The sequence below is a fragment of the Paenibacillus taichungensis genome, from assembly GCF_003287275.1.
In the GTDB taxonomy this organism is placed as follows: domain Bacteria; phylum Bacillota; class Bacilli; order Paenibacillales; family Paenibacillaceae; genus Paenibacillus; species Paenibacillus taichungensis_A.
Genome location: NZ_QEVW01000015.1, coordinates 296,092 through 321,251 on the forward strand (window position 1 = coordinate 296,092; position 25,160 = coordinate 321,251).

At 49.4% G+C, this 25,160-nt stretch carries 20 protein-coding genes; 4 read left to right on the plus strand and 16 right to left on the minus strand.

The features are described from left to right. Positions 1-12 precede the first annotated feature (12 nt). Positions 13-600: a chromate efflux transporter ChrB gene (locus tag DC345_RS23695; RefSeq protein WP_064642790.1), complete on the plus strand. Its 588-nt coding sequence runs from the start codon at positions 13-15 to the stop codon at positions 598-600. 3 nt (positions 601-603) lie between these two features. Further along, a complete protein-coding gene (locus DC345_RS23700; RefSeq protein ID WP_113055286.1) occupies positions 604-1,149 on the plus strand; it encodes a chromate efflux transporter ChrA in 546 nt (181 codons plus the stop codon). A 204-nt stretch (positions 1,150-1,353) separates the two neighbouring features. Here the strand turns inward: DC345_RS23700 and DC345_RS23705 are convergent, their stop codons facing one another. Further along, a complete protein-coding gene (locus tag DC345_RS23705; protein ID WP_113055287.1) occupies positions 1,354-3,726 on the minus strand; it encodes an Ig-like domain-containing protein in 2,373 nt (790 codons plus the stop codon). Positions 3,727-3,935: 209 nt separating this feature from the next. On the opposite strand from DC345_RS23705, the gene DC345_RS23710 reads away from it, so the two are divergent. After that, positions 3,936-4,556 (plus strand): class I SAM-dependent methyltransferase, encoded by a 621-nt coding sequence (locus tag DC345_RS23710; protein WP_113055288.1) that lies wholly within the window; start codon positions 3,936-3,938, stop codon positions 4,554-4,556. A gap of 156 nt (positions 4,557-4,712) precedes the next feature. On the opposite strand, the gene DC345_RS23715 is transcribed toward DC345_RS23710, so the two are convergent. From DC345_RS23715 to DC345_RS23750, 8 genes are all read right to left on the minus strand, one after another. Continuing rightward, the gene (locus tag DC345_RS23715; protein ID WP_113055289.1) at positions 4,713-5,849 is read right to left on the minus strand and encodes a glycoside hydrolase family 88 protein; all 1,137 of its coding nucleotides are present in this window, start codon (positions 5,847-5,849) and stop codon (positions 4,713-4,715) included. A 15-nt stretch (positions 5,850-5,864) separates the two neighbouring features. Next, positions 5,865-7,805 (minus strand): glycosyl hydrolase, encoded by a 1,941-nt coding sequence (locus DC345_RS23720; protein ID WP_113055290.1) that lies wholly within the window; start codon positions 7,803-7,805, stop codon positions 5,865-5,867. A 19-nt stretch (positions 7,806-7,824) separates the two neighbouring features. Then, complete coding sequence (locus tag DC345_RS23725; protein WP_113055291.1) at positions 7,825-9,840, minus strand: heparinase II/III domain-containing protein; 2,016 nt, start codon at positions 9,838-9,840, stop codon at positions 7,825-7,827. A gap of 212 nt (positions 9,841-10,052) precedes the next feature. Next, positions 10,053-10,709, minus strand: a complete 657-nt coding sequence (locus DC345_RS23730) for an SGNH/GDSL hydrolase family protein (RefSeq protein WP_113055328.1) — start codon at positions 10,707-10,709, stop codon at positions 10,053-10,055. 198 nt (positions 10,710-10,907) lie between these two features. Further along, entirely contained in the window at positions 10,908-11,711 is an 804-nt protein-coding gene (locus DC345_RS23735; protein ID WP_113055292.1) for an NAD-dependent epimerase/dehydratase family protein, read from the minus strand. Between the two features lie 93 nt (positions 11,712-11,804). Next, positions 11,805-12,134 carry an AzlD domain-containing protein gene (locus tag DC345_RS23740; RefSeq protein ID WP_113055293.1) on the minus strand — a complete coding sequence of 110 codons (330 nt, stop codon included), beginning with the start codon at positions 12,132-12,134 and terminating at the stop codon, positions 11,805-11,807. After that, positions 12,125-12,799: an AzlC family ABC transporter permease gene (locus DC345_RS23745; protein WP_063568035.1), complete on the minus strand. Its 675-nt coding sequence runs from the start codon at positions 12,797-12,799 to the stop codon at positions 12,125-12,127. The genes DC345_RS23740 and DC345_RS23745 overlap by 10 nt, the downstream gene beginning before the upstream one ends. Positions 12,800-13,079: 280 nt before the next feature. Then, positions 13,080-15,053: a methyl-accepting chemotaxis protein gene (locus DC345_RS23750; protein ID WP_113055294.1), complete on the minus strand. Its 1,974-nt coding sequence runs from the start codon at positions 15,051-15,053 to the stop codon at positions 13,080-13,082. Between the two features lie 309 nt (positions 15,054-15,362). On the opposite strand from DC345_RS23750, the gene DC345_RS23755 reads away from it, so the two are divergent. Beyond that, complete coding sequence (locus DC345_RS23755; protein ID WP_181586710.1) at positions 15,363-16,718, plus strand: serine hydrolase domain-containing protein; 1,356 nt, start codon at positions 15,363-15,365, stop codon at positions 16,716-16,718. 108 nt (positions 16,719-16,826) lie between these two features. Here the strand turns inward: DC345_RS23755 and nagZ are convergent, their stop codons facing one another. From nagZ to DC345_RS23790, 7 genes are all read right to left on the minus strand, one after another. Continuing rightward, entirely contained in the window at positions 16,827-18,524 is a 1,698-nt protein-coding gene (gene nagZ / locus DC345_RS23760) for a beta-N-acetylhexosaminidase (protein ID WP_113055296.1), read from the minus strand. A gap of 69 nt (positions 18,525-18,593) precedes the next feature. Beyond that, on the minus strand, positions 18,594-19,760 hold the full coding sequence (locus DC345_RS23765) for an exo-beta-N-acetylmuramidase NamZ family protein (protein ID WP_113055297.1): 1,167 nt from the start codon (positions 19,758-19,760) through the stop codon (positions 18,594-18,596). Then, entirely contained in the window at positions 19,760-20,470 is a 711-nt protein-coding gene (locus DC345_RS23770; protein WP_113055298.1) for a hypothetical protein, read from the minus strand. The genes DC345_RS23765 and DC345_RS23770 overlap by 1 nt, the downstream gene beginning before the upstream one ends. Positions 20,471-20,500: 30 nt before the next feature. Further along, positions 20,501-21,610: an ABC transporter ATP-binding protein gene (locus DC345_RS23775; protein ID WP_113055299.1), complete on the minus strand. Its 1,110-nt coding sequence runs from the start codon at positions 21,608-21,610 to the stop codon at positions 20,501-20,503. 43 nt (positions 21,611-21,653) lie between these two features. Beyond that, entirely contained in the window at positions 21,654-22,487 is an 834-nt protein-coding gene (locus tag DC345_RS23780; protein WP_113055300.1) for a carbohydrate ABC transporter permease, read from the minus strand. A gap of 37 nt (positions 22,488-22,524) precedes the next feature. Then, the gene (locus DC345_RS23785) at positions 22,525-23,448 is read right to left on the minus strand and encodes a carbohydrate ABC transporter permease (RefSeq protein ID WP_079348555.1); all 924 of its coding nucleotides are present in this window, start codon (positions 23,446-23,448) and stop codon (positions 22,525-22,527) included. Positions 23,449-23,503: 55 nt separating this feature from the next. Beyond that, a complete protein-coding gene (locus DC345_RS23790) occupies positions 23,504-24,856 on the minus strand; it encodes an ABC transporter substrate-binding protein (protein WP_113055301.1) in 1,353 nt (450 codons plus the stop codon). Positions 24,857-25,160 lie beyond the last annotated feature (304 nt).

The following is a 25,160-nucleotide window of genomic DNA, read 5'->3' on the forward strand; positions in this document are numbered from 1 at the left end:
GAGGAAATCAGCATGAGTTGGAAAGATTACAACGGTCTCGTCATTGGGATGGTACGAACCGGAATTTTGGGATATGGCGGTGGCCCCTCGGTTATTCCGTTGATCCGTTATGAAGCCGTTACCCGCTATAAGTGGGTGAGCGATGATGAGTTTGGCGAGATTTTGGCCATTGCCAACGCCCTTCCTGGTCCCATTGCAACCAAGATGGCCGCGTATCTCGGGTATAAAACGAAGGGCGTGCTGGGCGCTATTGTGTCTGTCCTGGCCCATATTTTGCCGACGAGCATCGCTATCATTGCGCTGCTTGGTTCCATGTACGCACTCCGCGAATCGAAAATCGTAGCAGGCATGGTGGCAGCTGTTCGCCCGGTCATTTTTGTTATGCTCGGCATGATGGCATACGAATTCGCCAAGAAAGCGTGGAAGGGACTCGGTACAACCTTTGCCGCCCTGTTCGGTGTCCTTGCATTTGTACTGCTGCAGCTGTTGGATATTCACCCCGGTATTGTGATTGCCGTCTTCCTCGGATATGGCGTCTTCCATCTGGATGTGGTTCAACGTTTCAAATCCAAACGCAATTCCGACAAGGGGGTGTCCTAAGCGATGCTTCAGACATGGTGGGAATTGTTTTGGGGATTTTTTGTAGCCAATATCTTGGGATACGGAGGCGGCCCTGCCTCCATTCCATTAATGCAGGAGGAAGTCGTCAACCACTACAAGTGGATGACCACCGAGCAATTCGGTGATGTACTCGCCATCGGCAATGCACTTCCCGGTCCAATCGCGACCAAAATTGCCGCATTTGTCGGTTATCAGGTAGCTGGCTGGTTTGGCGCTTTCATCGCCAGTTTTGCCACCGTTGTACCTTCCGCTGTTGCGTTAATTCTGCTGCTTCGTTTACTGAACAAGCATCGTAATTCTCCAAAGGTGAAAGGGATGACCTTGCTCGTACAACCGGTTATTGCTGTACTTATGATCTTGCTTACATGGGAATTCGGTCAGGTATCCACCAATTCCATCGGCATTTGGCAGACACTGATCATTGCAGGGATCTCGCTTTGGGTCATGACCAAGACCAAACTGCATCCAGCCATCCTCATCGTCATTGCTTTTGCATACGGAGCGCTGGTTTTGTCTCATACGATGTAATTCATTGATTATTTAGGTTCAGGGAACGTCTTGGAACAACGTGTTTTTATATCCAAAGCGGATATATGCACATGTTTCAGGGCGTTTCTTTTTTTGTATTGTTAGTTTCTTTGTATTTTTCCCATTAAAAAAACGGTGATGTCAGCATTTAAGCTGTCATCACCGCACATAGAATTGCTTGTTTTACCTTCATACTTGAAGATATTATTTCGCTTCAACGACTATAGTCACTTTGGTTTTCACACCTGCATAAGTCACGGTAATGGTTGCTTTACCCTTACCATTGGCCTGAATGATGCCATCTTTCACCGATGCTGTCGCAATACGGGAAGATTTCCACAGTGCCGGCTTGGATACGTTCGCTTCGCTGCCATCGGCATACGTTGCTGTAGCAACCAGGGTTGCTTTGTCACCAGGCTTCATGGTCAGGGTTACTTTATCGGTTTGCAAATATTTCAGTGTATCTACATCGACTGCAATGGTTACCGTCTTGCTGCCGTACTTCGCTGTAATTTTTGCTTTACCTGAACCTGTCGCTTTTACTTTACCTTTGGTTACCTGAGCTACTTTGTAGCTGTTGGTTTTCCATTCTGCTTTGTCCGTGACATCACGCTCACTGCCATCGCTCAGATATGCAGTAACCGTAAGATCAGCGGAATCACCAGTTTTCAGGGAAAGAGCCGGTTCGGATGCTTCAATGCGTGAAATAACGTCCACTTCAACCTGAATGGTCACTTTGTTGGAACCATATTCAGCCGTGATATTGGCTTTACCGCTGCTGTTGGCAGTGATAACCCCTTTTTTCACATCGGCTACGCGGGAGTTGCTTGATTTCCATGTTGCATCGGATGAAACATCCTTGGTCAAGCCATCTTCATCCGTAGCTGTGAGTACGATTTGTTGTGTTTCCTTGGAGGACAACACCACAAAGTTCACATCTGCCTCCAGCCCACTAGCCATGCCTACTTCAACAGGCAGAGTTAACGTTTTACCTTCAATTTTGGCTGTGATGGTCACTTTACCTGTTGCAATACCCGTCACGACACCTTTGCTGTCCACTTCAGCGAGTTTCTCACTGCTGCTGCTCCAATCCGCATCTTCGGACACATCTTTGGATGTATCACCGTATACGGCCAATACTTTCACAGATAATGTACCACCAACGGCTACAGAACCTTTTTTCTTGTCCATTTCATACTTGTCCGGAACATCTACATTCACTGTGAATTTAACGGTTTTGCCGCCGTATGCCGCAGTGATGGTTGCTGTTCCCGATTTATAGGCGATCAGCTCGCCGCCAGATACATATACAACATCCGCATTGCTGGATGTCCAAGTTGCTTTGGATGTTACGTCTTCTGTACTTGCATCAATATATTCCGCATTGGCTACCAATTTCTTGGTTTTGTTATCACCTGTAACACTCATAGCCAGTTTATCTTCGACACCCGCAATATCCAGATATCTTGCCGTATCAACGTCAACCGTGATTTCCACTGTTTTGCCGCTATACGTTGCTTTGATTGTCGTAGAACCCGCGCCAATCGCTGTGACTTGTCCCTTGAATACCGTCGCTACCTTCTCGTTGCTGGATGTCCATGTTGCTTGATCCGTTACATTTACATCAGCACTGTTCGGGTAAGAAGCAGTCAATACTACATTTGCTGTTTTATTGGATTCACTCAAACGGAAGAAAATGCTCTGTTTCTCCACACTCAGTTTGCTTGTCAGATCAACATCCACATCTACCGATACGGATTTCGTTCCGTATTTGGCAGTGATCTTAGCAGAACCTGCGGAGTATCCTGTAATTTCACCTTTTAATGCATCTGCTACTTTTTCATTACTTGACGTCCACTCTGCCAGATCCGTTACATCTTTGGTTGTGCCATCTGGATAGGTGGCTGTCAATTTTACAGTTTCGCTTTTGTTCAAGAGCAGATTGACCTGCTTCTTGTCCACATCCACACGTTTAACAACCTCAACGTTAACATCCACAGTCACACTTTGACTGCCGACTTTACCTGTGATGACAGCTGTACCGGCGCTTTGTCCAGTAACTTTACCATTCACAACCGTTGCCACTTTCTCGTCATCGGATGACCACTCAGCTACTTTGGATGCATCTGCATTCGTCGTATTATCACTGTAAGTTGCTGTCAAAATAATGTCTTTGCTATCCCCTGTGCGCAAGTCCAGCGACTGCACGTTTTTGGAAAGGGCTTTGACCTTTTTGGTCACATTCACCTGAACCGTTTGACTCTGAGACAGATACGAAGTTGTAATGGTTGCCGTACCTTCCTTTTTGGCAGTAATGGCACCATTATATACAGTCGCTATCGAAGTATCACTGCTACTCCAGGAAGAACTGATGGTTACGTTAGCCGATGTATTATCGGTATATACTCCTGTCACCGTAACCGAACTGGAATCACCCACTTCGAGCGACAGCTCATTTTTGGAAACTACAATTTTGGACAGTTCTTTATCTGCCGCAGCGGCCAAGCCTACGTTGGAAATACTCAGCACCAATACCAGCATCATCACCATGTACTTGGTCAATCTTGGCTTTAACATCATTTCCCCCCGATTCTTATCATTTTGTTCCTTAGTTTAATGTCGGTAAGTTCTTTCCAGATGTTTAGACTTTCAGGGAATTTTCAGGGGAATTTGTGGGGATTCATTCTTCCGATCTATCGATTTCCAAATGATTCATACCTGCAAATATTACGCATATCCTATGTATAGTCACTATTTTGAAGTCATTTATCGATCGGGGGAGACACATGAGTCAGCCTTTTGACTACAAAGGATATTGGGAACAAACGTATAGCTCAGGCGAGACATCCGGAAGGGGTTCATACGGGGTACTCGCTGAATTCAAGGCAGAGGTGGTAAATGGGCTGATTCAGCGTGAGGGTATTTCCAGCGTCATTGAATTTGGATGCGGAGATGGCAATCAACTGCAATATATGAATTATAATACGTATCTAGGTCTCGATGTAGCCGGCTCGTCGGTGCGTTTATGCGTTTCCAAGTTTGCTAACGATACCTCAAAGAGTTTCATGTTATATACACCTGGCCTGTGGATTAATCGCGGTTTCCTGCAAGCTGATCTCACCGTCTGTCTGGATGTGCTCTATCATATTACGGACGAAACGGATTTTCGCAATACACTCTACGACATTCTGCACGCTTCGTCAGGGTGGGTTGTGTTGTATACTCGTTTGAAAGAAAACGGTAATCCAGGCGTTAGCACCATTCAGGACCGAAATATTTTTGATTATCTGTTCAACTATCCCGAATTCAAAGTACATGAAATTATTCCTCAGCGATATCCCGCCCAGTCCTCGGCCGACTTTGTCATCTTAAGACGAACACCCGTCATCGAAAATAAAACAGATTAATACCGAGGGTGTGCTCCGCCTCCAAAACAGGAATACCCTTTCCCATTAGGAGGCAGGCACACTCGAACGGCTGTATGGTAGGTCGTATACTTATGCCCCCTCACGCATACTCGCCGCTTGAAGTGTAACATTCCTGATTCCCTGATTCTTGTTTCTCTAAAATAAACCCGGGCGGCCACTCAGCTTCGCCAGCGCCTCCATATAGAAATAATCGCCGTATATAATCGGCACATTCAAGCCGCGACCCTCTGGATAATGCACCGTGCCCTGCATGATTAGACCTTCTTCCGCGGCCGTCTCACCAGAGCTGTAGTTCTCATGCAGCCCGCGAAGGATACGTTCTGCCGCGGCTGCATATTCTTCGCCGCGCGGCGACAGCTTCGCCAGCTCCAACAGTCCGCTTGCGGCAATCGCCGAAGCGGACGAGTCCCACGCCACCTGATGCTCGGCAGGTGCGCGGAAATCCCACACCGGCACGATTTCTTCGCCAAGCATGGCGAGGAAGAAATCAGCCGCCCGCTCCGCTGTCTCCAGATAGCGGGCTTCGCCCGTATACCGGAAAGACAGCGCAAACCCGTGCAACGCCCAGGCGGTACCCCGCGCCCAGGCTGAACCTGGCGCATGGCCCTGCCCGCCATGCTCCTGCAGCTTCTGCCCCGTGAGTGGATCGAACTCCACCACGTGGCAGATGGACCCGTCAGCGCGGACGAATTCGCGCGCCACGGTGTCCGCATGCGCTTCCGCCAGGCAGCGGAAGCGCGTGTCGCCGCTCTGCTCGGATGCCCAGTAGAGCAGCGGCAGGTTCATCATGCTGTCGATGATGGCTACGCCGCGCGTATCCATGGTTGACGAGCTGAAGTTCCAGGCGCGGATGAATTCACCGCGCACGTTAAAACGGGCAGCGAGCAGATTGGCGGCGAGTATTCCCCGCCGCCGACCATCTGCGCTGCCGGTCTGGCGGTAGTTGGCTACGCCACTAAGCAGCCAGATGAACCCGAGATCGTGATCCACCGATTCGGGATCACGCAGACAACCTTCCAATTGCCGTTCACAACTTTCGGCAATGCGGGATAACGGAGCGACAGCTTCGTTTTCCGGCGACTCGCCATAGACAAGCCATAACAGCCCCGGCCAGAAGCCGGCGGTCCACCATTCGGGATCATTTCGGTCATATATGCCCTGCGGCGCAGTGTGCGGAAATGTATCCTTGATGCGCTGCGCGTTGCGAATCGTTTTGGCTGCTCCTTGCCGCCAGGCTTCCTCCAGCCATTTCACTGATGTTGATGTATTCATAAACCTATCCCTCCTCTAATTCATACCCAATCTGATCGTAAACGTGATACTTCGCCCCTCGCTCACTTCCATCCGCGCTTCCTTCAGCAATCCGTTGCGGGATGCCACAGGCTGTTCCTTGAGATGAATAGTGGCTCCTTCATCCAACACATTGGATTCTACATAAGCTTCCCGGTACTCGCTGCGCACAGCCTGCTTGGAATGCGTGATGTCAGCCTGCTCGCGGCCGTCACTGAACATCAATGGAATGAGTGCCCCGACAGCCTCGAGCTCACCGTCGAATTCATATGTTACAGTAAGTAAATCCGCCTGCTGTACATAATGGGTTTGCAGTGAATCGAGCCCGGTTAGTGGGCCAAGCCATGTCACCGTAAATGCATTGGCCTGATCCTGATGCTTCCCATCGTCTCGCCCCAGAGAAGCTGAATCATTCCGGACCTCTCGATCGACCGTCTCAAGCAAAATCGAACCTCCGCCATCGCCAGGATTAATCCCGGCATCCCGGTCATAATCAGCACCTGACGGAATGCCCCCGGCAAGACTGTGCCAGTTCCCATCTGCCGTCTTCCAGACAGGACAATAGCTCAGCGGACCCACTTCCCCTTCCGCAAACTCCGTGAATCCGGTTTGCACATGTCCAGCAGCGGAAGGACCGATCAGCCCTGGCAATCCCGCCTGTTGTATCCGCACAAGACCGGGAACCGTGTATGGATCATTCATGGCCGTATGCAGAATCATTTGTTGACCTGGTACCGAGGCAATGATCGTTTCAAACCATCCGTCGGCCTGCAACACCCGGTTGCCTATCTCGGAAGGAAGGTATATTTCCGTTACATCTTCAGCAGGAGCGCTAAGGCAGGCATGGGCCAGCGCTGCTGCCGTCCACAGATTATAACCCGTATGATTCGTATAGATTTCGTAGCCATGACGTGCCTCAGGTGCATATTCGTTGCGAACTATTTTCAGACGCCCATCTTCCATCTTCCAGCGCTCCACCGCTTCGAAACACCGATTGGCCGCACGAGCGAACGCGCCAGCCATCACCCGATCTCCAGCCTGTAAGGCCTGTGCTGCATGGACAGAACATACGTAGGCTGCAGCCGCTTCATTCCATTGATGTTGGGAGCTGCGTCCACGCGGAGGAATCTCCCCCAGCGGTGACAGTGTAAGCAGCGTACTGAATGCACCATGACGTAAATGTTTCTTCAACTCACCAGCGCAGGCCCCGTCATATCCCGCTTCTAGCATGACATCCAGATGATAGCGGGTCGCAATATCATAGGAAAATGGACAATTTGGATGATCCAGCGGACCGTCCTGATATAGTCCAAGCGGTGTGAAGCGTGGCAGATGATACCGATTCAGATAACGGTCCATCCAATCCGTACCCTCACTGGCAAGCTGTTCCCTCAAGCGCAGATATTCTCCAGAGATCATGATGGCGTTCCAGTTGATCATACGATTGGGATTGTTCATTTTGCTCATTGTAAAAACATAATCTTGTTCAGGCTGTATCTTCTTAAGAGCCTCTGCCCAGACCTTTGCTTGCTCAGGCACATGCGGCTTCAACAGTATGTAAGCTCTCATCATCAACACAGGGAAAAAGTCAGGATGATGATCCGGTGCACACCTCTTCACGACAACATCAATGCTATGTGACAGGGCCGATGCGGCCGAAGCAAGCAGGTCCATATGTCCCGCCTGAACAAGAACCGATGCAGCCATTGCATATGCTGGTGTGGAATAGTATCGCTCCGCCTCCGAGAACGGATCAATAATGGCGCCACTACTGTCCTGGTATGGTGTATAAGCCCGAACAACACTCTCCACAAGGGCCAATTTGCGAGCCTGATTCCAACCATCTGACGGGGCAGGCCCCGCCTCCTCAGCCAGTTTACGGTAATTCTCGAGTGCATCTCTCCATGGATACGTTGATGCGGCTGTATACTTACTCACGTATGCTCACCTCCATCTTTCACTTTGGTTCAATCGTGAACTTCAGCTCACACACCGTCTCCAGCAGATCAGTTTCATCACTTCCCGCACCGGAGTTATCCGACTGCTCTCGCCATTCAAGGGATGTCCGATAAAATGTAACTGGCACATGGTCATGATCAACCGTATTAATGATCTCTATATCCGCCTGCAATTGGCTTGCATCATACGTCATACTTACCGTTGCTTGTTCGCCATGCCATTGAATCTGCCCCTCGTGTGCCTTCTCAGGTATCCTTCTACTCATAAACCGCTCCGTCACACTCGGCCGTTTCAATTCACCCACCGAATGTAATGTGCCTGATGAAGACGCCGCTCTGTTTTTCCATTGAAACCGATCCTTCAGACGCAGTTCTGCCACGCTCCCGACATCATTAGCAGAACCGCTCCAATGCAACTGGCGTGTATAACGAGCGAGCGAAGTTGCTTCAGGATAAGCTGCTGTCAGTTCCAAACAGGCATCCAGTCTACGGTCATCGTCCGAAATCTTCGTCTCAAGAATCTGTGCTTGCGCCTCGCGCCCTGAGCTCTGCTCCTTCCCCTCAATCCGGGGCACGCTATGCCCGGACGAACTGATGTGAAACAACTGCTCTCTGCCCGGAGCAAAATAGGCTTGTGTATACAGCCCTGCTCCCGGATCACAAAGAATGTTTTCGCCACCACAATGGATCATAAATTGCCCAAGATCATTATGGTTATGGGGTTCATCGTTATGCCCTGCCTTGACGGAAAAAGCAATAGCGAGAGGTTCATCTTTGGTAAGATCTGCGCTTGGAGAACCAAGCGCTCCCTTCGCAATCATCCAGCCCAAATCTTCCAAAATGATCACTCGTTCCGCCGGAACAGTCCCAGCTTCTTGAAGGTACATTGCCGGACTGCTCCACATCACGTTGCGCAGCAGGTGAGCCCAGCGGCGACAGGGATCATCGGTAAACAAAGGAATATGAAACGGCAGATCGACTTGTATACCAAAACGAGATGTTAGAAGTGAGAGCAAACCCGAAGGAATCTCTTGCTGCTCCGCACTATCCGAATAATTCACGAAGGTTCCTCCCGACAGATGAACCCGCAGTGGGAAGGCTGCAATCGCCGCTATTTTCGAACCATTCAGCAGATCCAACTTACCTTCACTGTATTCACGCAGCATGTCGGCATAATAGACGAAATAACCGAACCCATATACCCAGTAACCAATGCCTTCTGCACAGCCGCCATCCATGCCATAGCCACTCAGAAATGCCTGCATGGAACGAATCGTCTGACCAACCGATTCTGTGAGAATCACTTCTTCCTCCAACAGTAATAATCCAGCCATGCCACAGCATCCGCTGCACACAGCAGACCAGTTATGATTTGCATCTTGCCAGTGATAGGTACGTTGTTCCCGATAGAGCGGTGTGAAGATACGTCGCTCGGCCTCAGCCCTAATCCGCTGGATGATACGTGGATCCAGTCGATCCGCGTGAATCGTCACGATTTCGGCCAGCATATGCACCGTCTCCGCGGCAAACAGATCAATATTACCGGTGACCTGTTCCACTCCCCCCGAACCCAAATGTGCAGGCAAACACCATGTATACTCACCACATACATCCCACAACATATCCTCCAATGTCTCTATCCATCTCGGCGCATTCAAATCCACAGCGAGCAGCGCTATTGCCGCCAGACGTCCCCTGCGTTCAAAGTACGCATCCTCATACAACTTTCGTTCTCCTGTATCCCCAAACTTCCGATAAAGACCAAATGACAGCGAAGGCAAGCTTTCGTTCAGGGCACGTTCCCCATAGCTGCTCAGATCTGTGTAAAAAGAAGTTAGCTCTGGTTGCAATAATGCCTTTCCAATGGCATCGATAGAGCAGATTGAGGGTGTTGAAGCAAGCAGAGCCTGCTGACTCCTCTTTCTGTTTTGTACCATCCGATGTACTGCCTGTTGAATGACCATAGAATCCGGCATGGATATGGAACCGACTTTACTTTGATTGGTGTTTTCCATTGAATTCACCCTAATCTATATGGAATACGAAACCTTCATTATATGTAACCGATTTCATTTTACCGGATAATGCTGTACATTTGAAGAGTTATCCATCATATCCATCCAAATTAACCACAGAATTCCTGCCCCAAATATAAAAAAACGAAGAACCCACCTGGGTTCCTCGTTTCATTCAGCTTTTTAGAGCAAGCTGGATACTTCTAATTCAATTAATCAATCGCCAGTGGAGAATTTTGTACAACAGAGAGCCACTGACGTGCGATCAGCTCATGGCCCGCTGCGGTTGGATGCACACCATCCCATAACCAGTAGGCTGCGTCAGCTTGTTCGAGAGCATCGTTGAACGTTTGCTGCAAAGGTACCCAGACCGCGCCGAACTCACTGGCGAGCTCACGGACCAGATGTTGATACTGCCCGATAAGCTCCTGCCAAGTGTCCCAACACTCCACTGTAGCTCCGGTTTTAAGAATGAACGGCTCCATTAAAACCAGCCCGGTATTCGGCATTACTTCCCGTGTTTCCTCCAGCAAATGACGATATGCACGTCCAAGACGATCCGTCACTCCACTGGGTTCGTCATTCACGGTACGCCATGCATCATTAACACCGATTAGAATGCTGATCAGATCCGGCTTCAGACTAAAGGTGTCCTCGTTCCAGCGTGCATACAGATCGGAAGCGCGGTCCCCGCTAATTCCTCTGTTGTAGAACGTTGGCTGTTTTGCTGCCAGTTCCACACCCAGTTTGCTTGAGATCAGATACGCATAGCCATGCCCGAGGAAATGATTCGGATCATCGTTGCGCGATCTTCCTCCGTCTGTAATGGAGTCTCCCTGAAAAAGTATAACGGATGAATGTATACTCATAATCAAAACCGTTCCTTCCTGTATGTAAAATGAAAACCTCAACTCTTCAGTCTCCATTTTATCCCTTTCGGGCGCAATAGAAAATAGCGTTTTCAGGACGAAACTCTCTAAGTTAACTCTCCTCGTTGTACTTCCGACAAGATCACCCGCAGTTCTCTACGTCTATGAGACGTTTCAGGTCTTTAAGTTTCCAGGATTTCAGGATTTTGGCTCCTTCGCGACATATCCTCCGCCCTGATATTCCGTCTCATCCTGTTTATCCGGCGCCCCTTTACGTTTCGCTTCTTCCCATAGCTTTGCTGCATCGTCCTTCGGGCGGTACCCAATCTTCTGTTCCAGATATCCAATATCATAATAATTATCCGTATTCGCTGATGTTCCATATAGATTAACATATTTCATGCTCGAATCCGCCTCAATGCAACACTCGGCAAGCTGTACCATATCTCTGGGAGAGATCCAAATGTGTGCGGAACGCTCAGAGTGTGGGTGAGCATCGCCCGAGAAGTTGCCTATTCGAATATTGAATGACGACAAGTCATACTTATCCACGTAATATCGCCCAAGCAGCTCTATATAACATTTGCTGAGCCCATAGAAACTGTCTGGCCGATATGGATCATCCACTTCGATATCTTCTCCTGTTGGATAGAATCCTGTCGCATGATTTGAACTCGCAAAAATAACCCGCTGTACACCGTTCAACCGTGCAACTTCATACACATGGTAGGCCCCTGTTACGTTGATCGGGAGGACTTTGCCCAGAAAATCTTCTTCATCCTTGGCCCATGCAATATGCAGCACCGTATGAACACCCTGCATTAGCTCTTTCAGTCGTTCTCCATCGGTCACATTCATCGCTACAATGCCTGCTTGAGGATCATCATGAAGATCGGCAGCCACGATGTCATACTTGCCCTTTTCCCTCAGTCCCTCCAGCAGACTGCGACCAATGACTCCCGCTGCCCCCGTAATCAATATTCTGTGCTTCGAGTTACTCATGGATTTAGCTCCCTTCGCTCTATTACGATCCTATAGCACATTATTAACCGTTAGAGCGAAGGATTTACCTGATCCAATAAAGGCTCCCGCATATTAACCCATCAAGTACCGCAAGATCATCATTGCAACAATACCGACAAGTACAGTTCCGAGCAGGCTTCGTGTCCAGATTGCTACTGCAATCGTAGGCAGTGCTGCCCACAGGGCCGGATTATGTGTAACCGGCACTAACTGGTTGTCCTCCATAAACAGTTCCTGACCGATCAGTGCCGCCATAACCGCCACGGGTACATATTCAAGCCAGCGTAACAGCCACATCGGAATCTGTATTTTACTGAACAGCATGAGCGGCAATACGCGCGGGATGAACGTTAACAAAGCCGAACCCATAATAATCCAGAATACATCCCATCTTACTTCCATCGTTCCATCACTACTCCCATCGTTGCCGCAATGACCGCAGCCACAATGACACTCATGCTGCCAAGTGAAGCCATGCTGGCGAAGATTACACAGACAACGGCGATGATCGCCACATTGATGTGTAATTTTTTATTTTTGCGCTGCATCAACTGAAGCACAACCAGACCAATAAACATTGCAGGCAGGGCAAAATCAAGTCCAAGCCGCTCGGGATTGGTTATCCAGCGTCCAAAGTACGCTCCCGCCATGTTCGCCACAAACCAGTTCAGGTATGCTGTAATGTTCAGACCGTGCATCCAGCGCTCACTCAACGTTTTCCGGCCAATCGCTCGCGTCATCGCCACGCCAAAGGACTCGTCGGTAAGCAGCGAGCCGATCCACATATTTTTAAGCGGCGTCAGATGACGAAAGTACGGTGATACGGCTGCACTCAGCAGCAGATGGCGAAGATTCACGAAAAATATGGTGAAAATGATAGCTGTCGCTGAACCACTCGAGGCAAGCATGCCTGCGGCAATAAACTGGGCAGATCCAGCGTATACAATCAGACTGAGCAGAGCCGTTTCCGCCAAACTTAAGCCTGCCGTCATTTCAATGACACCCGCTGCAAACCCAATACTCAAATATCCAAGCAGTGTTGGGATACAGTCTTTAACCCCTTGCATAAATGAAGCATCATCCAGCACCTCTTCGGTATTTGCGGGCCCGGATGTCAGTGGTATGGATTTATCCAAATCCGGTTCATCCCCTCTCCATGTCATCCGCATCTTGCAGATTACTTTTAATTTAGAAATATACCACAGGATAAGATATTCAGGGAGAGACAGATTCATTTTTATAGAACAGAACTGTTTTTAGTCTTTATAAGCCGTTGATTAAGGAAGACACCCACAAAAAAAGACTGTAGGGTCCCCCCCACAGTCTCCTTCAAGAAATACTATTGAACTATAACTTGAATTTCTCAATCATGCTTTGCAGATCTTCAGCCATTCGGGACAATGCCGCAGAAGAAGTCGCAACCTCTTCCATTGTAGCGAGCTGCTCCTGAGCAGCAGCTGAACCATCCTCGGTTCCTGAAGCAATCTGATTGGATAATTCAATGGTGGCGTTCACTTCCTTGGACACATGACTCATGCCTCCATCAATCTGACGGGAAGCTGCCGACACTTCTCCAGCTTGTGCAGCAACCAACTGTACAGCACTACGGATATTTTTGAAGGCCTCTCCCGCCTCCGTAATCATTTGCGTACCTTTAATCATGCCTTCTCCTGTAAGGGCAAAGGTAGACTGTACCGCATTTGTTTTCTCTTGCATCTCACGCATAAGTTCATTAATACGTTCGGCAGCACTGCCCGAATTGTTGGCTAGCGATTTTACTTCATTGGCCACGACAGCAAAGCCTCGACCTTGTTCACCTGCTCTTGAAGCTTCAATGGATGCGTTCAAGGCAAGGATATTGGTCTGTTTGGCGATGTTGGTGATCTCAGCCACAATCTCAACAATCTCTTCATTTTTCGCTCGAAGATCCTGAATGACCACAGCCATGGCCTCACTCTCATTATTCACCTTCTGAATATGAGCAACCGCCTCTTCCACCGTAATCATACCCGCTTCGGACTTGGAAGATGCCTCTACAGCTATGCGAGCCGTGTCTTCGGCACTCGATGAGATTTCTTTGACACCTATGGACATTTCACCGACGAGTTGACCCGTTGCAGCAAGACTGGCGTTTTGTTTGTTCGTTCCTGACGCTGCATCCTGCATCAATTCGGCAACCTGTTCCGTCGCTCTGGATGTCTGTTCAGAACTCGCCATCAGCTCCTCAGAGGATGCTGCCAGTTGGCTCGATGTATCATGTACTTCGCCCAGAACGTTACGTAGCGATGAGGTCATGGTATCGAAACTTGCCCCGAGTTGTCCAAACTCGTCACGGCGCTGTAAACCTACACGAACTGTCAGATCACCCGCGCTTACTTTGGATGCTGCTTGCGTTAGTTGCAACAATGGACGATGAATACTGCGAATAATGAACACAAGCAGAATAATACCAATGATCAACGAGGTCCCTACCAGAGTGTAGGCACGAATCAAGATCGGTCTTACCGCATCTGCTGCTTCAGAAGGAACCATCTCACCGACAATTTTCCAGCCTGTTTCGGGATTCGTATAGAATACGGCTTCCAATTCTTGTCCATCATACGTGTACTTTACGGTTCCTTGTTCTTTTGTATACATCTCATTTATGTAGCTCTCATTGGACTGCACACCGGATTCGATATTGTAATGGAACAGGAACTTCCCGCCGTTATCCAGCATATACAGTTTTCCCTTTTCACCAATATGTATCTTGTCAACGGATTCTTTCAAATGATTGAGACTTACATTGGCTCCAATTACCCCTTTACCATCGGCCAGCTTGGCAGCGGCGGTGACAACCCATTCACCCGTGGTTACCGACTGGAACGTGTCCGAGATAATTGGTTCATCCTGTGACATGCCCATCGTATACCAGCTGCGTTCCCGTGGATCATAGATCTGCTGTCCGGGATCAGGTGATTTCATCCAGCTGCCATCTTCAGCACCTACTGTTATTACACCCAATTCTTTGTGAGCCTTGGACATACGATCCATTTGTCTCTGAACAGCTGGTGATTTATTGATAATATCTGTTGAAGTAATACCCGCTGCAAACTGCGCTGCGTTATCCTTCTCCATATCCAGCATTTGAGTAATCTGCAGACTGAGCATTTCCGTTTTGGCCTGTGCAGAATGAATGATTTCTTCCCTGACCTGGTCTGCTGCTTTTAAATAAGACAACCATCCCACGCTAATGCTCGGTACAATCAGGAACAAGAGCAACGAAGCGATCAGACGTTTCTTAACCGTTAATGTAAACCAATTGCGAATCCTTTTCTTCATTTAAATATCCCCCATCATCATCTTCACCCCTTTTTTATCGGACAAACGTAGTAAAAATATTATGTATGGATACTAAAATGAATCGAAATTACATTATTTTTGTTAGGATAATAGAAAATGTTGCTCATTCCCCGTTTTGACCCCCTCTTCGAGATCGTTTACAATATCTCATAAGCTGGTTATCCATGAAACGACTGGAAGGAGAGGATTCGAATCTTACGCAAGTCAAATGTGCAACAACCTGTTACCAGATTATATTCATCTATGTTCCGTATTCTGTTAGCCCTCATTCTTTGTGCAGGCCCCATTATGGGACAAGCCAGTTTCACGGCATCTGCAGCACAAGAGGCGCAAACAGTTCACATTGAAGTAAATGGTCAAGAGCAATCGTGGAAAAATGCTCCCCTTGTATACAAAGGTACAACGTATGTTCCATTGCGAGATGTTGTTACCTCTGTGAATGGCACCTTGAAGTGGGAAGCTCGTACCAAAACGGCTACAATTACCGTTGGTCGAGACAAGCTGGTTCATCAGGCTGGCAGTGACTTCATCCAGGTTAATCAGGTTCGTCTGTCCTCCGGTGTGCAATCTCGCACCATTAATGGCACCCTGATGTTACCTGTCCGTGCGCTTGCCAATGCACTCAAGGCGGATATTAAAGTACAACGTACAGCCTCAGGGCAGATGAGTGTTAATATCGAGACGGACAAAGTAAGCCTATTAAATAGTCAAGTCACCAGTGTAGACAGCTATTTGCGCGAAATTAATTTTCCCGGCATGGCTCTGATTGCCCGCAATGGAAAGGTCCTGCTTCGCCAAGGCTACGGACTTGCGGATGAACAGACGCTGAATCGTCCGGATCAGAAGACCAGAATTGCTTCTCTGAGCAAATCCTTCACCGCAGCCTCCATTCTCAGCTTGGTGGAAAAAGGAAAGCTCGATGTGCAAGATCCAATATCCAAGTACATCTCCGGTATACCAAAGGGAGATCAGATCACGCTTCATATGCTGTTATCCCAGACTTCAGGTCTTCCATCCGCCTTTGGCCGGGGTGAGGGCACTTCATTGGAAGAAACAGTCGAGGAAATCCGGCACAAAACATTGAAATTTGAACCGGGTAGTGCCTATTTGTACAGTAACAGCGGTTATGTTCTGCTGGCCTATGTTATTGAACAGGTTTCTGGCATGAGTTATGCCGATTATGTGCAACAGACCATCCTGAAGCCGCTCGGCATGAAGAACTCCGGAGAAGCTTCCCGCAAGGTCCATACAAATAGCGGATTCGTTGCGGAGAGTAAACAGTGGGTGACTGCCCCTTATTATGTTTCACAATCAGGTTCAGGGACGATCTACTCTACCCTGGACGATCTGCTAAAGTGGGATCGGGCATTGTACACGGACAAAATTCTGAGCCAGGATACGATTGAACAGATGTATGAGCCATATTCGGATAAAAATTATGGCTACGCCTGGATTCTCAAGGAAAACGATCAGAATCGTATCGTCTTCCATAACGGTAGCGGCGGTGGTTTCTCCACAGCCTTCTCACGCAATTTATCAGATGATGTTACCATTATTCTGCTCGGTAATCATGCGGGTATGGATATGACTTCGCTTATGGATGAAGTCGAGGCTAAGACAGCTCAGGCACTGAATTTGCAATAATTTTGTAATTATTCATTAGATATAGCAGAAGGGACGGTCCATTATAGGATCGTCCCTTCTGCTATATTGGTCTTCATAATCCGGATTAATATATTTTCGCTTCGTTCGTCATTTAACGCCTGTCCCCTTAAGGGATACAGGAAGTTTCCCGGCAAAAGGAATATGCCCCATTAGCGCCCGAGCGGCGCTATCCATGGCAAGCGGCCTGCTCTCATACGCAGCCACATACACCTGTACCTCCGGGATCGCAAGCAGATCATAGGGACTGCGGAGCGCCACAACAGCGAGCGGCTTGCCCAATTGCTGCAGCCAGCCGATCAACCTGCACTGTGGATCACCAGAGGCACTGCCTGCATTATAAGTCCCCACCACAATCTGGCGAACGTCATCCTCTTCGGCAGCTTGAAGCAGACGGGCAGAACGAATGGCAACCTCCTCTGGCGTGACTGTTACCTCGACCACATCCAGACCGCAGTGCGACAAAGCCGAACCTAGAGTAACCGCCTGAGTCAACTGTTCGTCGGCAATTGTTGTCACAGATGTAGCAACGGTTATGACCAATGTACGTTCTGGCTTCAAAGGCAGCATGTTGAGTTGATCACGCACCAGCGTGATGCTGTTCTCACTGATTCGGCGGGCCACCGCTTGGTGTAACAGTTGATTACGCTCTTGGCGCTTTGATGAAGCTGAATCGGTTACCTCAGCGGAGAGTGAAGTCGACACAGAACCGTTTACTTCATCATCACCAGTGTCCATTCCATTCTCGAGTAGGCCTCGTTTGGCCTTGTACTTCAGCAACCGAGTTACAGATTCGTCAATGCGGGCCTCGCTGATTCGCCCGCTCTGTACGGCTGCCAGCAGCGCGTCAAACGCCCCTGCCTGAAGATGAGCTGTGTGGCTGATCAACACCAGATCTGCGCCGGCCTCTACCGCCATCACAGCTGCATCGACAGTGCCATAGTTGGCAGCAATTGCGTCCATCTCCATACAATCCGTTACAATCATGCCATCATACCCTAGCTCCTGACGAAGCAATCCACTTAACACGGCTCGCGATAGTGTCACAGGCAGACGCTCCGGTTCCAGAGCCGGAAAATAAATATGTGCCGACATCATTGCATCGACACCTGCCGCTATGGCAGCACGGAACGGAATCAGCTCCACACGCTCTACCCGTTCCCGATCATGGGGGATAACCGGAAGATCCAGATGTGAATCGGTATCCGTATCCCCGTGTCCCGGGAAATGTTTGGCTGTCGCTGAAATGTCAGCATCTTGGACTCCCGCAATGCTCCTGACCCCATACGCTGCCACGGACTGCGGTGATTCCCCAAATGAACGCACACCGATTACCGGGTTGGCAGCGTTGTTGTTTACATCCAGGACCGGAGCAAAGTTCATGTTAATTCCCATGGATCTCAGCTCCACACCACTGATATAGGCTGCCTGGTATGCATCCTCGATGGAACCTGCTGCCGCAATTGCCATCTGTCCCGGCATCAGGGCGATCCCTTCGGTAATCCGGGCCACCATGCCACCCTCCTGATCAATGGATATCCAAAGCGGCACATTTCCGCTATCGACAGCAATCCGTTGCAGCCCTGATGATAGCCGCTCTACCTGCTCCGGCGACTCGACGTTGCGCGCAAAATAGATTACGCCGCCAATGGGATACTTTCGCAGAAAAGCGTCCACTTCCCCGGCAGCCTGGGTGCCATGAAAGCCGCAAAGCAGCATTTGTCCAATTTTCTCACGCAGGGTCATCTGTGTCAGCTTCAACGCGTATATCTCTTTTGGCTTACTCATTCCATGCCTCCTCCCCATGACAAACATCATCCGTACATTACGCGGCATTCTATTGATGAATTTCACTCTTTATGGGTATAGCAAAAACGGCTTCCGCCGTTCCTTCCACTCCTCTGCCTCTGCATTCCAATCTTCCATCAAGCGTACTAATTCTTCACGGTCACGAATGACATCCCTGACTTTCCTGCCCCCGGTCAACAGATCAATGAAATAACGGGAACCCGACTGTGGCGGCTCCAACCAGCGAAATTGCTCCGGATAGAGCGACGCCAGTTCATGCAAAAGCACCAGACCTGTATCTACCGCCCGGAATGCCCTGCTGTCCGTCACGAAAATCCTCACACCTCCGCACAGCTCACCTGCATGTTTGGAGAAGGTTGGCGACATGTACACCGGATGCACATGTACACCCTCCAGTTTGTGTTCCCGAAAACGTTCCGCCAGTCGTTCACCCTCAATCCAGGGTGCTCCAATCCACTCAAATGGGCGGGTGGTGCCCCTGCCCTCCGATACATTGGTGCCTTCGAACAAGCAAGTACCCGCATACCCCCGTACACTGTCCAGCGTGGGCATATTGGGAGAGGGCAGCATCCAGGGAAGCTCACAATTCGTAAACTCCATGGAGCGCTGCCATCCTTCCATTGTAATTACATCCAACTCACAGGGTACGTCCATCTCACTGTTCACCAACATAGCCAGTTCACCCACCGTCAGTCCGGTGCGGACAGGAATACGCCAAGCGCCAACGAGTGATTCATACCCTGCGCTCAGCAGGCCTCCCTCTACCGCATCCCCACCGAGCGGATTGGGACGGTCCAGCACCAGCAGGCGTTTGCCTGCTTCGGCACAGGCCTCCATCATATGGAACAAGGTTGATGCATACGTGTAATAACGGACGCCCACATCCTGGATGTCAAACAGCACCGTATCCACCTCAGCCAGCATCGCAGGAGTAGGCTTCTTGTGTTCCCCATAAAGGCTGAGCACAGGTATGCCCAGACGTGGGTGCACCGTATGCCCGAATCGAACACCTGCTTGAAGTTCACCATCCAATCCGTGCTCACACGCATATAGCGCTGTAAGTTTGGCATTTCCCAACCCGGCACAAATATCCACCGTAGAGACAAAATCGGCCGTAATACCCGTAGGGTTTGTCATCAGCCCAATACGCGTATCCGTTAACCATGGGTGGGAAAATCCTCCCGACAGAAGATCCACTCCAGTTTTTACACCCATCACACATTCCCCTGGCTGATCCACCCCGTATGTTGATGGTCATTGCCGCCAGATGTAACTGGTTCCTCTTCAGGTTCAAGCACATTAAGGGCGACCTTATGCTGATAGATGGCAAACATGCCCGCGAACAACGCTCCGAAGCCAACAACCGTCAGCATTAGCAGAGCCGTCAGACACAGCGCCTGAAAACAGGCTCCCATCGTGTACCCCGGATGACGGAAGAATAGCTTCACACTTTCCCCCATCGCCTGAATGATACCCATGTTCTTTTGCAGAACAAGCTGCCACGTATAGAACTGCGACATCAGCGCCATGAGGACGAAGAACGTTTGGAACATGCTCACTGCTGTACCTGTAATCCCGCCCTGTCCGCCGTAATACCACCAGGTTGACCACAGAATGAAGCCAAGCACGGCGAAAAGCACACCTACTGCCCCTCCCGGGGTAAATCCCTTCATCGTTCCGTTCCAGATATCCTTAAACCCATTGCGGCGCTCCTTGCGTTCCAGCCTGTGATGTACGGCATAACTGACACCGAACAGGATTGGCATATAAATCACGGCCAAAAGCAGCACCGCAATCGGCAGCGGAGCAAACATCAGAATGGGTACCAGCACTATGGAGCTGACAATACTGTACAGGGCCACCGGAATAATATCCCGATAGATTTCCGCCCCCGACTTGACCAATACTTCACTCAGCTTACGCATCCCCACACTCCCTTTCTTGCAGCTCGTTTCTTATTCCCGTCCAATCGCCAGTTCCGTCTCCGGGTCAAAAAAGTGCGCCTTACGCAGGTCCAATACAAAATTTTTGTCCATGCCTACATAAGCATGTGTTTCTGGGTGAACCTTGGCCGTGACGGTACGGGCACCCGAATGGAAATACACCAGATTCTCGGAACCCAGGTGCTCCACTACCTGGACCCGCGCCTTCAGCATATGGTCTGTCGGAATATTCGGAGCGACGTCGTCACCAAAAATATGCTCTGGACGCAGCCCCATAATCACCGGCTTGCCCTGATGGCTCTGAAGACGAGCGAGTACATCCTCTGGCAAGGTAAATGATGCACCTTCCACGACAACCTGCGTGCCTTCAATCCGGGCATCAATGAAGTTCATCGCCGGGGAACCGATAAAACCGGCAACAAACATATTACGCGGACTCGCATATAATTCTTTCGGTGAAGCCACCTGCTGTATATCTCCATGATTCATGACCACGATTCGCTCCCCAAGTGTCATGGCCTCTACCTGATCATGCGTGACATATACAATTGTGGCACCGAGCCGCTTATGCAGCTCGCCCAATTCCACCCGCATCTGTACCCGCAGCTTCGCATCCAGATTGGAAAGCGGCTCATCGAACAGAAACACCTGTGGATCACGGACAATCGCACGCCCTACCGCCACACGTTGGCGCTGACCACCGGACAGCTCGCGCGGTTTGCGCTCCAGCATCGCCTCCAGTCCCAGAATGGAAGCAGCATTCTGCACCTGTTCATCAATATAGGACTTTGGCTTCTTAAGATTTTTCAGGCCAAAGGATAGATTTTCACGGATGGTCATGTGCGGATAAAGTGCATAATCCTGAAATACCATCGCGATATCGCGATCCTTCGGATGCAGATCGTTCACGACCCGTTCCCCGATGACAATGTCGCCGCTCGTCTGTTTTTCCAATCCCGCAATCATCCGCAGAGACGTCGTCTTGCCACAGCCCGAAGGACCCACAAAAACCACGAATTCCTTATCTTCTATAACAAAGTCCGAGCCGGCCACAGCCGTGAACGTTCCTTTATGATCGTCTTTGAATTCTTTGCGCACTTGGCGAAACTCCACGCGTGCCATAGGTAGATCCCCCTTTACGTTGTCGCTTGTCCTGAACTAGCAGTTAACCTTTAACTGCACCGATCGTAATACCCTGTAGGAAATAACGTTGCAGTGAGAAAAACAGAATGATCATCGGCAGTGCACCAATTGTTGCCCCTGCCATCATTGCACCGAAGTCCGTTGATTCAGCAAATACGAACGAAGCCAGCCCCACCTGAACGGTGCGCATCTCGTTGGAATTAGTGATCAGGAACGGCCAGAAAAATTCATTCCACGAAGCTACAAACGTGAAAATCGCCAGCACCGCGATCCCTGGCTTCGCCATCGGCAGAATCACTTTCCAGAAGATGCCGAACTCGCTGCATGCATCAATACGTGCCGCATGGATCAGCGATGTCGGAAGTGTTGACATGAACTGTTTCATCAAGAAAATGTTGCCCACACTGACGGCAGCAGGCAAAATAATGGCCGTATACGTATCTCCCAGGTCAAACACGTTGACCATCAGAATGTACAAAGGAATCAGCGTCACCTGTGCCGGAATCATCATCGTGCCCAGCAAGGTCCAGAATACCGCCTGACTTCCCGGAAATTTCAGTTTGGCGAACGCGTAACCCGCCAGGGAGGCGAAGAACACATTTGTCACGGTGAGAATGACCGAGATGAGCAGCGAGTTGTACAGCCAGCGCCAGGCATCAGTTTTGGCAAAAAAGCGCTCATATGGTGACAACGACAGCTGCTCCGGGATCATCTGCGGTTTGAAGGACGCTGACATCGCACTATCCTGCACCGAACCGACCAACATCCAGTACATCGGAATGACCGTCACCAGTGCCCAGGCCACCAGCAGAATGGATGCAACGACAAGCAGTGTCTTTTTCTGAGTTGATTTCATAGATTTCATTCACCCCCGGATGCTTAATGCAACATGCTTAATACTCAATATCGCTGGAGAAGTATTTGAACTGAATGACGGAGATGACAATGATGATAATCGCCAGTACGAACGACTGTGCAGAAGCCAAGCCGAACTCATAGAACTTGAATGCCGTCTCGTAGATCAGATAAGCGATCGTTGTTGTCGCAAAGTTCGGTCCACCCTGTGTCATCAGATATACCGAGATAAACACCTGGAAAGACGTGATCACACCTGTCACGAGCAGATATAGCGTCGTTGGTTTGAGGAGCGGCCATGTAATCTTGCTGAACTGGGTCCAGCCGCTGGCATGATCAATATCCGCCGCTTCATACAGCGATTTCGGAATACCACCCATGGCTGCCAGATACAGAATAATGCCCGCTCCGTGCGATCCAAGCCAGTTCATCAGAATAAGTGAAAAGAGTGCCGTTCCCGACTGGCCCAGCCAGATCACCGGATCAAGGCCGAACAGGCCGAGAAAGCGGTTCAGCAGTCCCGAATCCGTCGGGTCAAAGATCGCCAGCCATACGATGGAGATGGTTACCCCGGATGCTACCGCAGGCAGGTACAATGTTGCTTTGAAGAACGTCTGCCACTTGCTTTTCATCTGGAAGATGAAGTAGGACAGTACAAATGTAATGAGAATATTGACCGGTACCGTACCCACAGTAAAGATGAGTGTATTTTTAATCGACTTCCAGAACGTCTCATCCTTCACCAAACGCTCGTAGTTATCCAATCCAACCCACGTCGAATTCATAATGTTGTATTTCTGGAAGCTCATCACGAGAGCCGTCAGAACGGGATACAGTGTGAAAATGAGAAACAGCAGGACAGGCGCCAAAATAAACAAATACGCCCACCCGTAGTCTCGCCAAAACCGGGCAACCCGGGAAGTCCGGGGCACAGACGGTTTTGGCGCAAGGGCGGTCTGCATGGCGAATCCTCCTCTCCTAATCAGTGTGGTTTTGCGTTATGTTGTATGGTCCGAGTTATTGTCCAAACATCTGCTGGCCTTTGTTCTTGAAGTCTTCTGCGATCTGCTCCGGTGTCTTCTCACCCGAGAACAGCGCCTGAATGTTAGGCTTCACAACTTGTTCCTTGAATTGTTTTTGCTGTGATGCTTTGTCGATATCCAGTTCCAGTACGACCGGCATAGCGATATTCTCTGCCATTACTTTTGCAGCAGCCAGATTATCCGGTTGACCAAGTTCTTTTCCTTTAAACAGATCCACCTGGGATTGTCTTACGAATGGGAGCGCCAGTTCGTTGGCCGAGTTACCTGCTTTGGCACCACTGAGTGCCTCCATAACCAGGAACGTATTTTTAGCATGCTGTTCGCCTTTATCCTTCTTCTGTTTGAAGGCCACGTACCCTTCGCCGCCCATCGTTGTTGCCGCAGGTTGATCGTCATTATGCGGTACAGGCAGCAGAACAAAATCAATTTTCTCACCCTGTACTTTGCCATCATCGATGTCCTTGTTGCGGTTCTGAATCATCACATCATAATAAGGAATCGCTTTGGAGATGATTGCCGTTTCACCCGCGTAGAACATATCCGTCCGTTTTGCTGGAGCAAGAGCAGCCGTTTCCTTCGGCATATAACCTTGATCCATCAGGTTTTTGATAAATGAGAGAGTATCCAGAATGCGGCCATCATTCCATTGGAACGTGCCAGCTTTGTCGAGAACGTCAATCATGCCGTTGTTTCGGGACAGCATTTCAATGAAATCAAGCGAGGTTCCGTCGGTAACCAGTGCATATTGTTTCCCCCCGCCATCCAGCGTTTTGGTCAGCTTTGCTGCGGCAGCGTTGAATTCGGACCAAGTCCAGCCATTTTGCTGAATGGATTTCCAGTCAATACCCGCTTCCTCCAGAATGCGTTTGTTGCCACCCCATGCCCATTGGAATTGATACAACGGTAGTCCGTACTGTTTCCCTTGGATCTGACCTAATTCAAGCGTACCTGGCAAATAGTCACCCTTGATCTCAGGTGTCAGGTAGCTGTCCAGCTCAAGTGCCAATCCTGTATTCACATACGTGCCGTCTACACTATGAAAGTAAAGATCCGGCGGATTGCCCGCGTTCAGAGCGACATCGAATTTTTTGGGCCCTTCCGCCCAGGAGAGCATTTCCGTCTTCACGGTAATGTTCGGGTGTTCTTTATTGAAATCAACGATCAGATCCTTCAGTTCATCTTCATATGTCCCATGTACCGGATAAGTCCATACGGTCACCGTATCTTCCGCATTGGGATCATCTGAAGCAGCGCCCCCGCCATTCCCGCAGGCAGTAACCCAGACCATCATCAACAACATTGCCCATACCAGACCCTTCTTTTTCATCCCTTCATCTCCTTCGCGTGTCGTCTCCCGATAATTGCATTGCCTAACCATGCTACCCCTTTTGAAATCATCCATCCTTAAACGGCTTAACAGACTATTGAGCGTGACAGTAAGGAAAATGCACCTCCCTTATGGATTAGACCTGAACGTACGCAGGATTAATCTCTTAAATGCAATATTAACGTCAACTTAGTTGACATTAACAGTATTAATTCCTTCCAAAATTGTAGATTGAGTTCATTATATGAGCTATGAAATAAAAATTCAACATTATTTTTTATTATAAAATTTAATTTTACTTTTT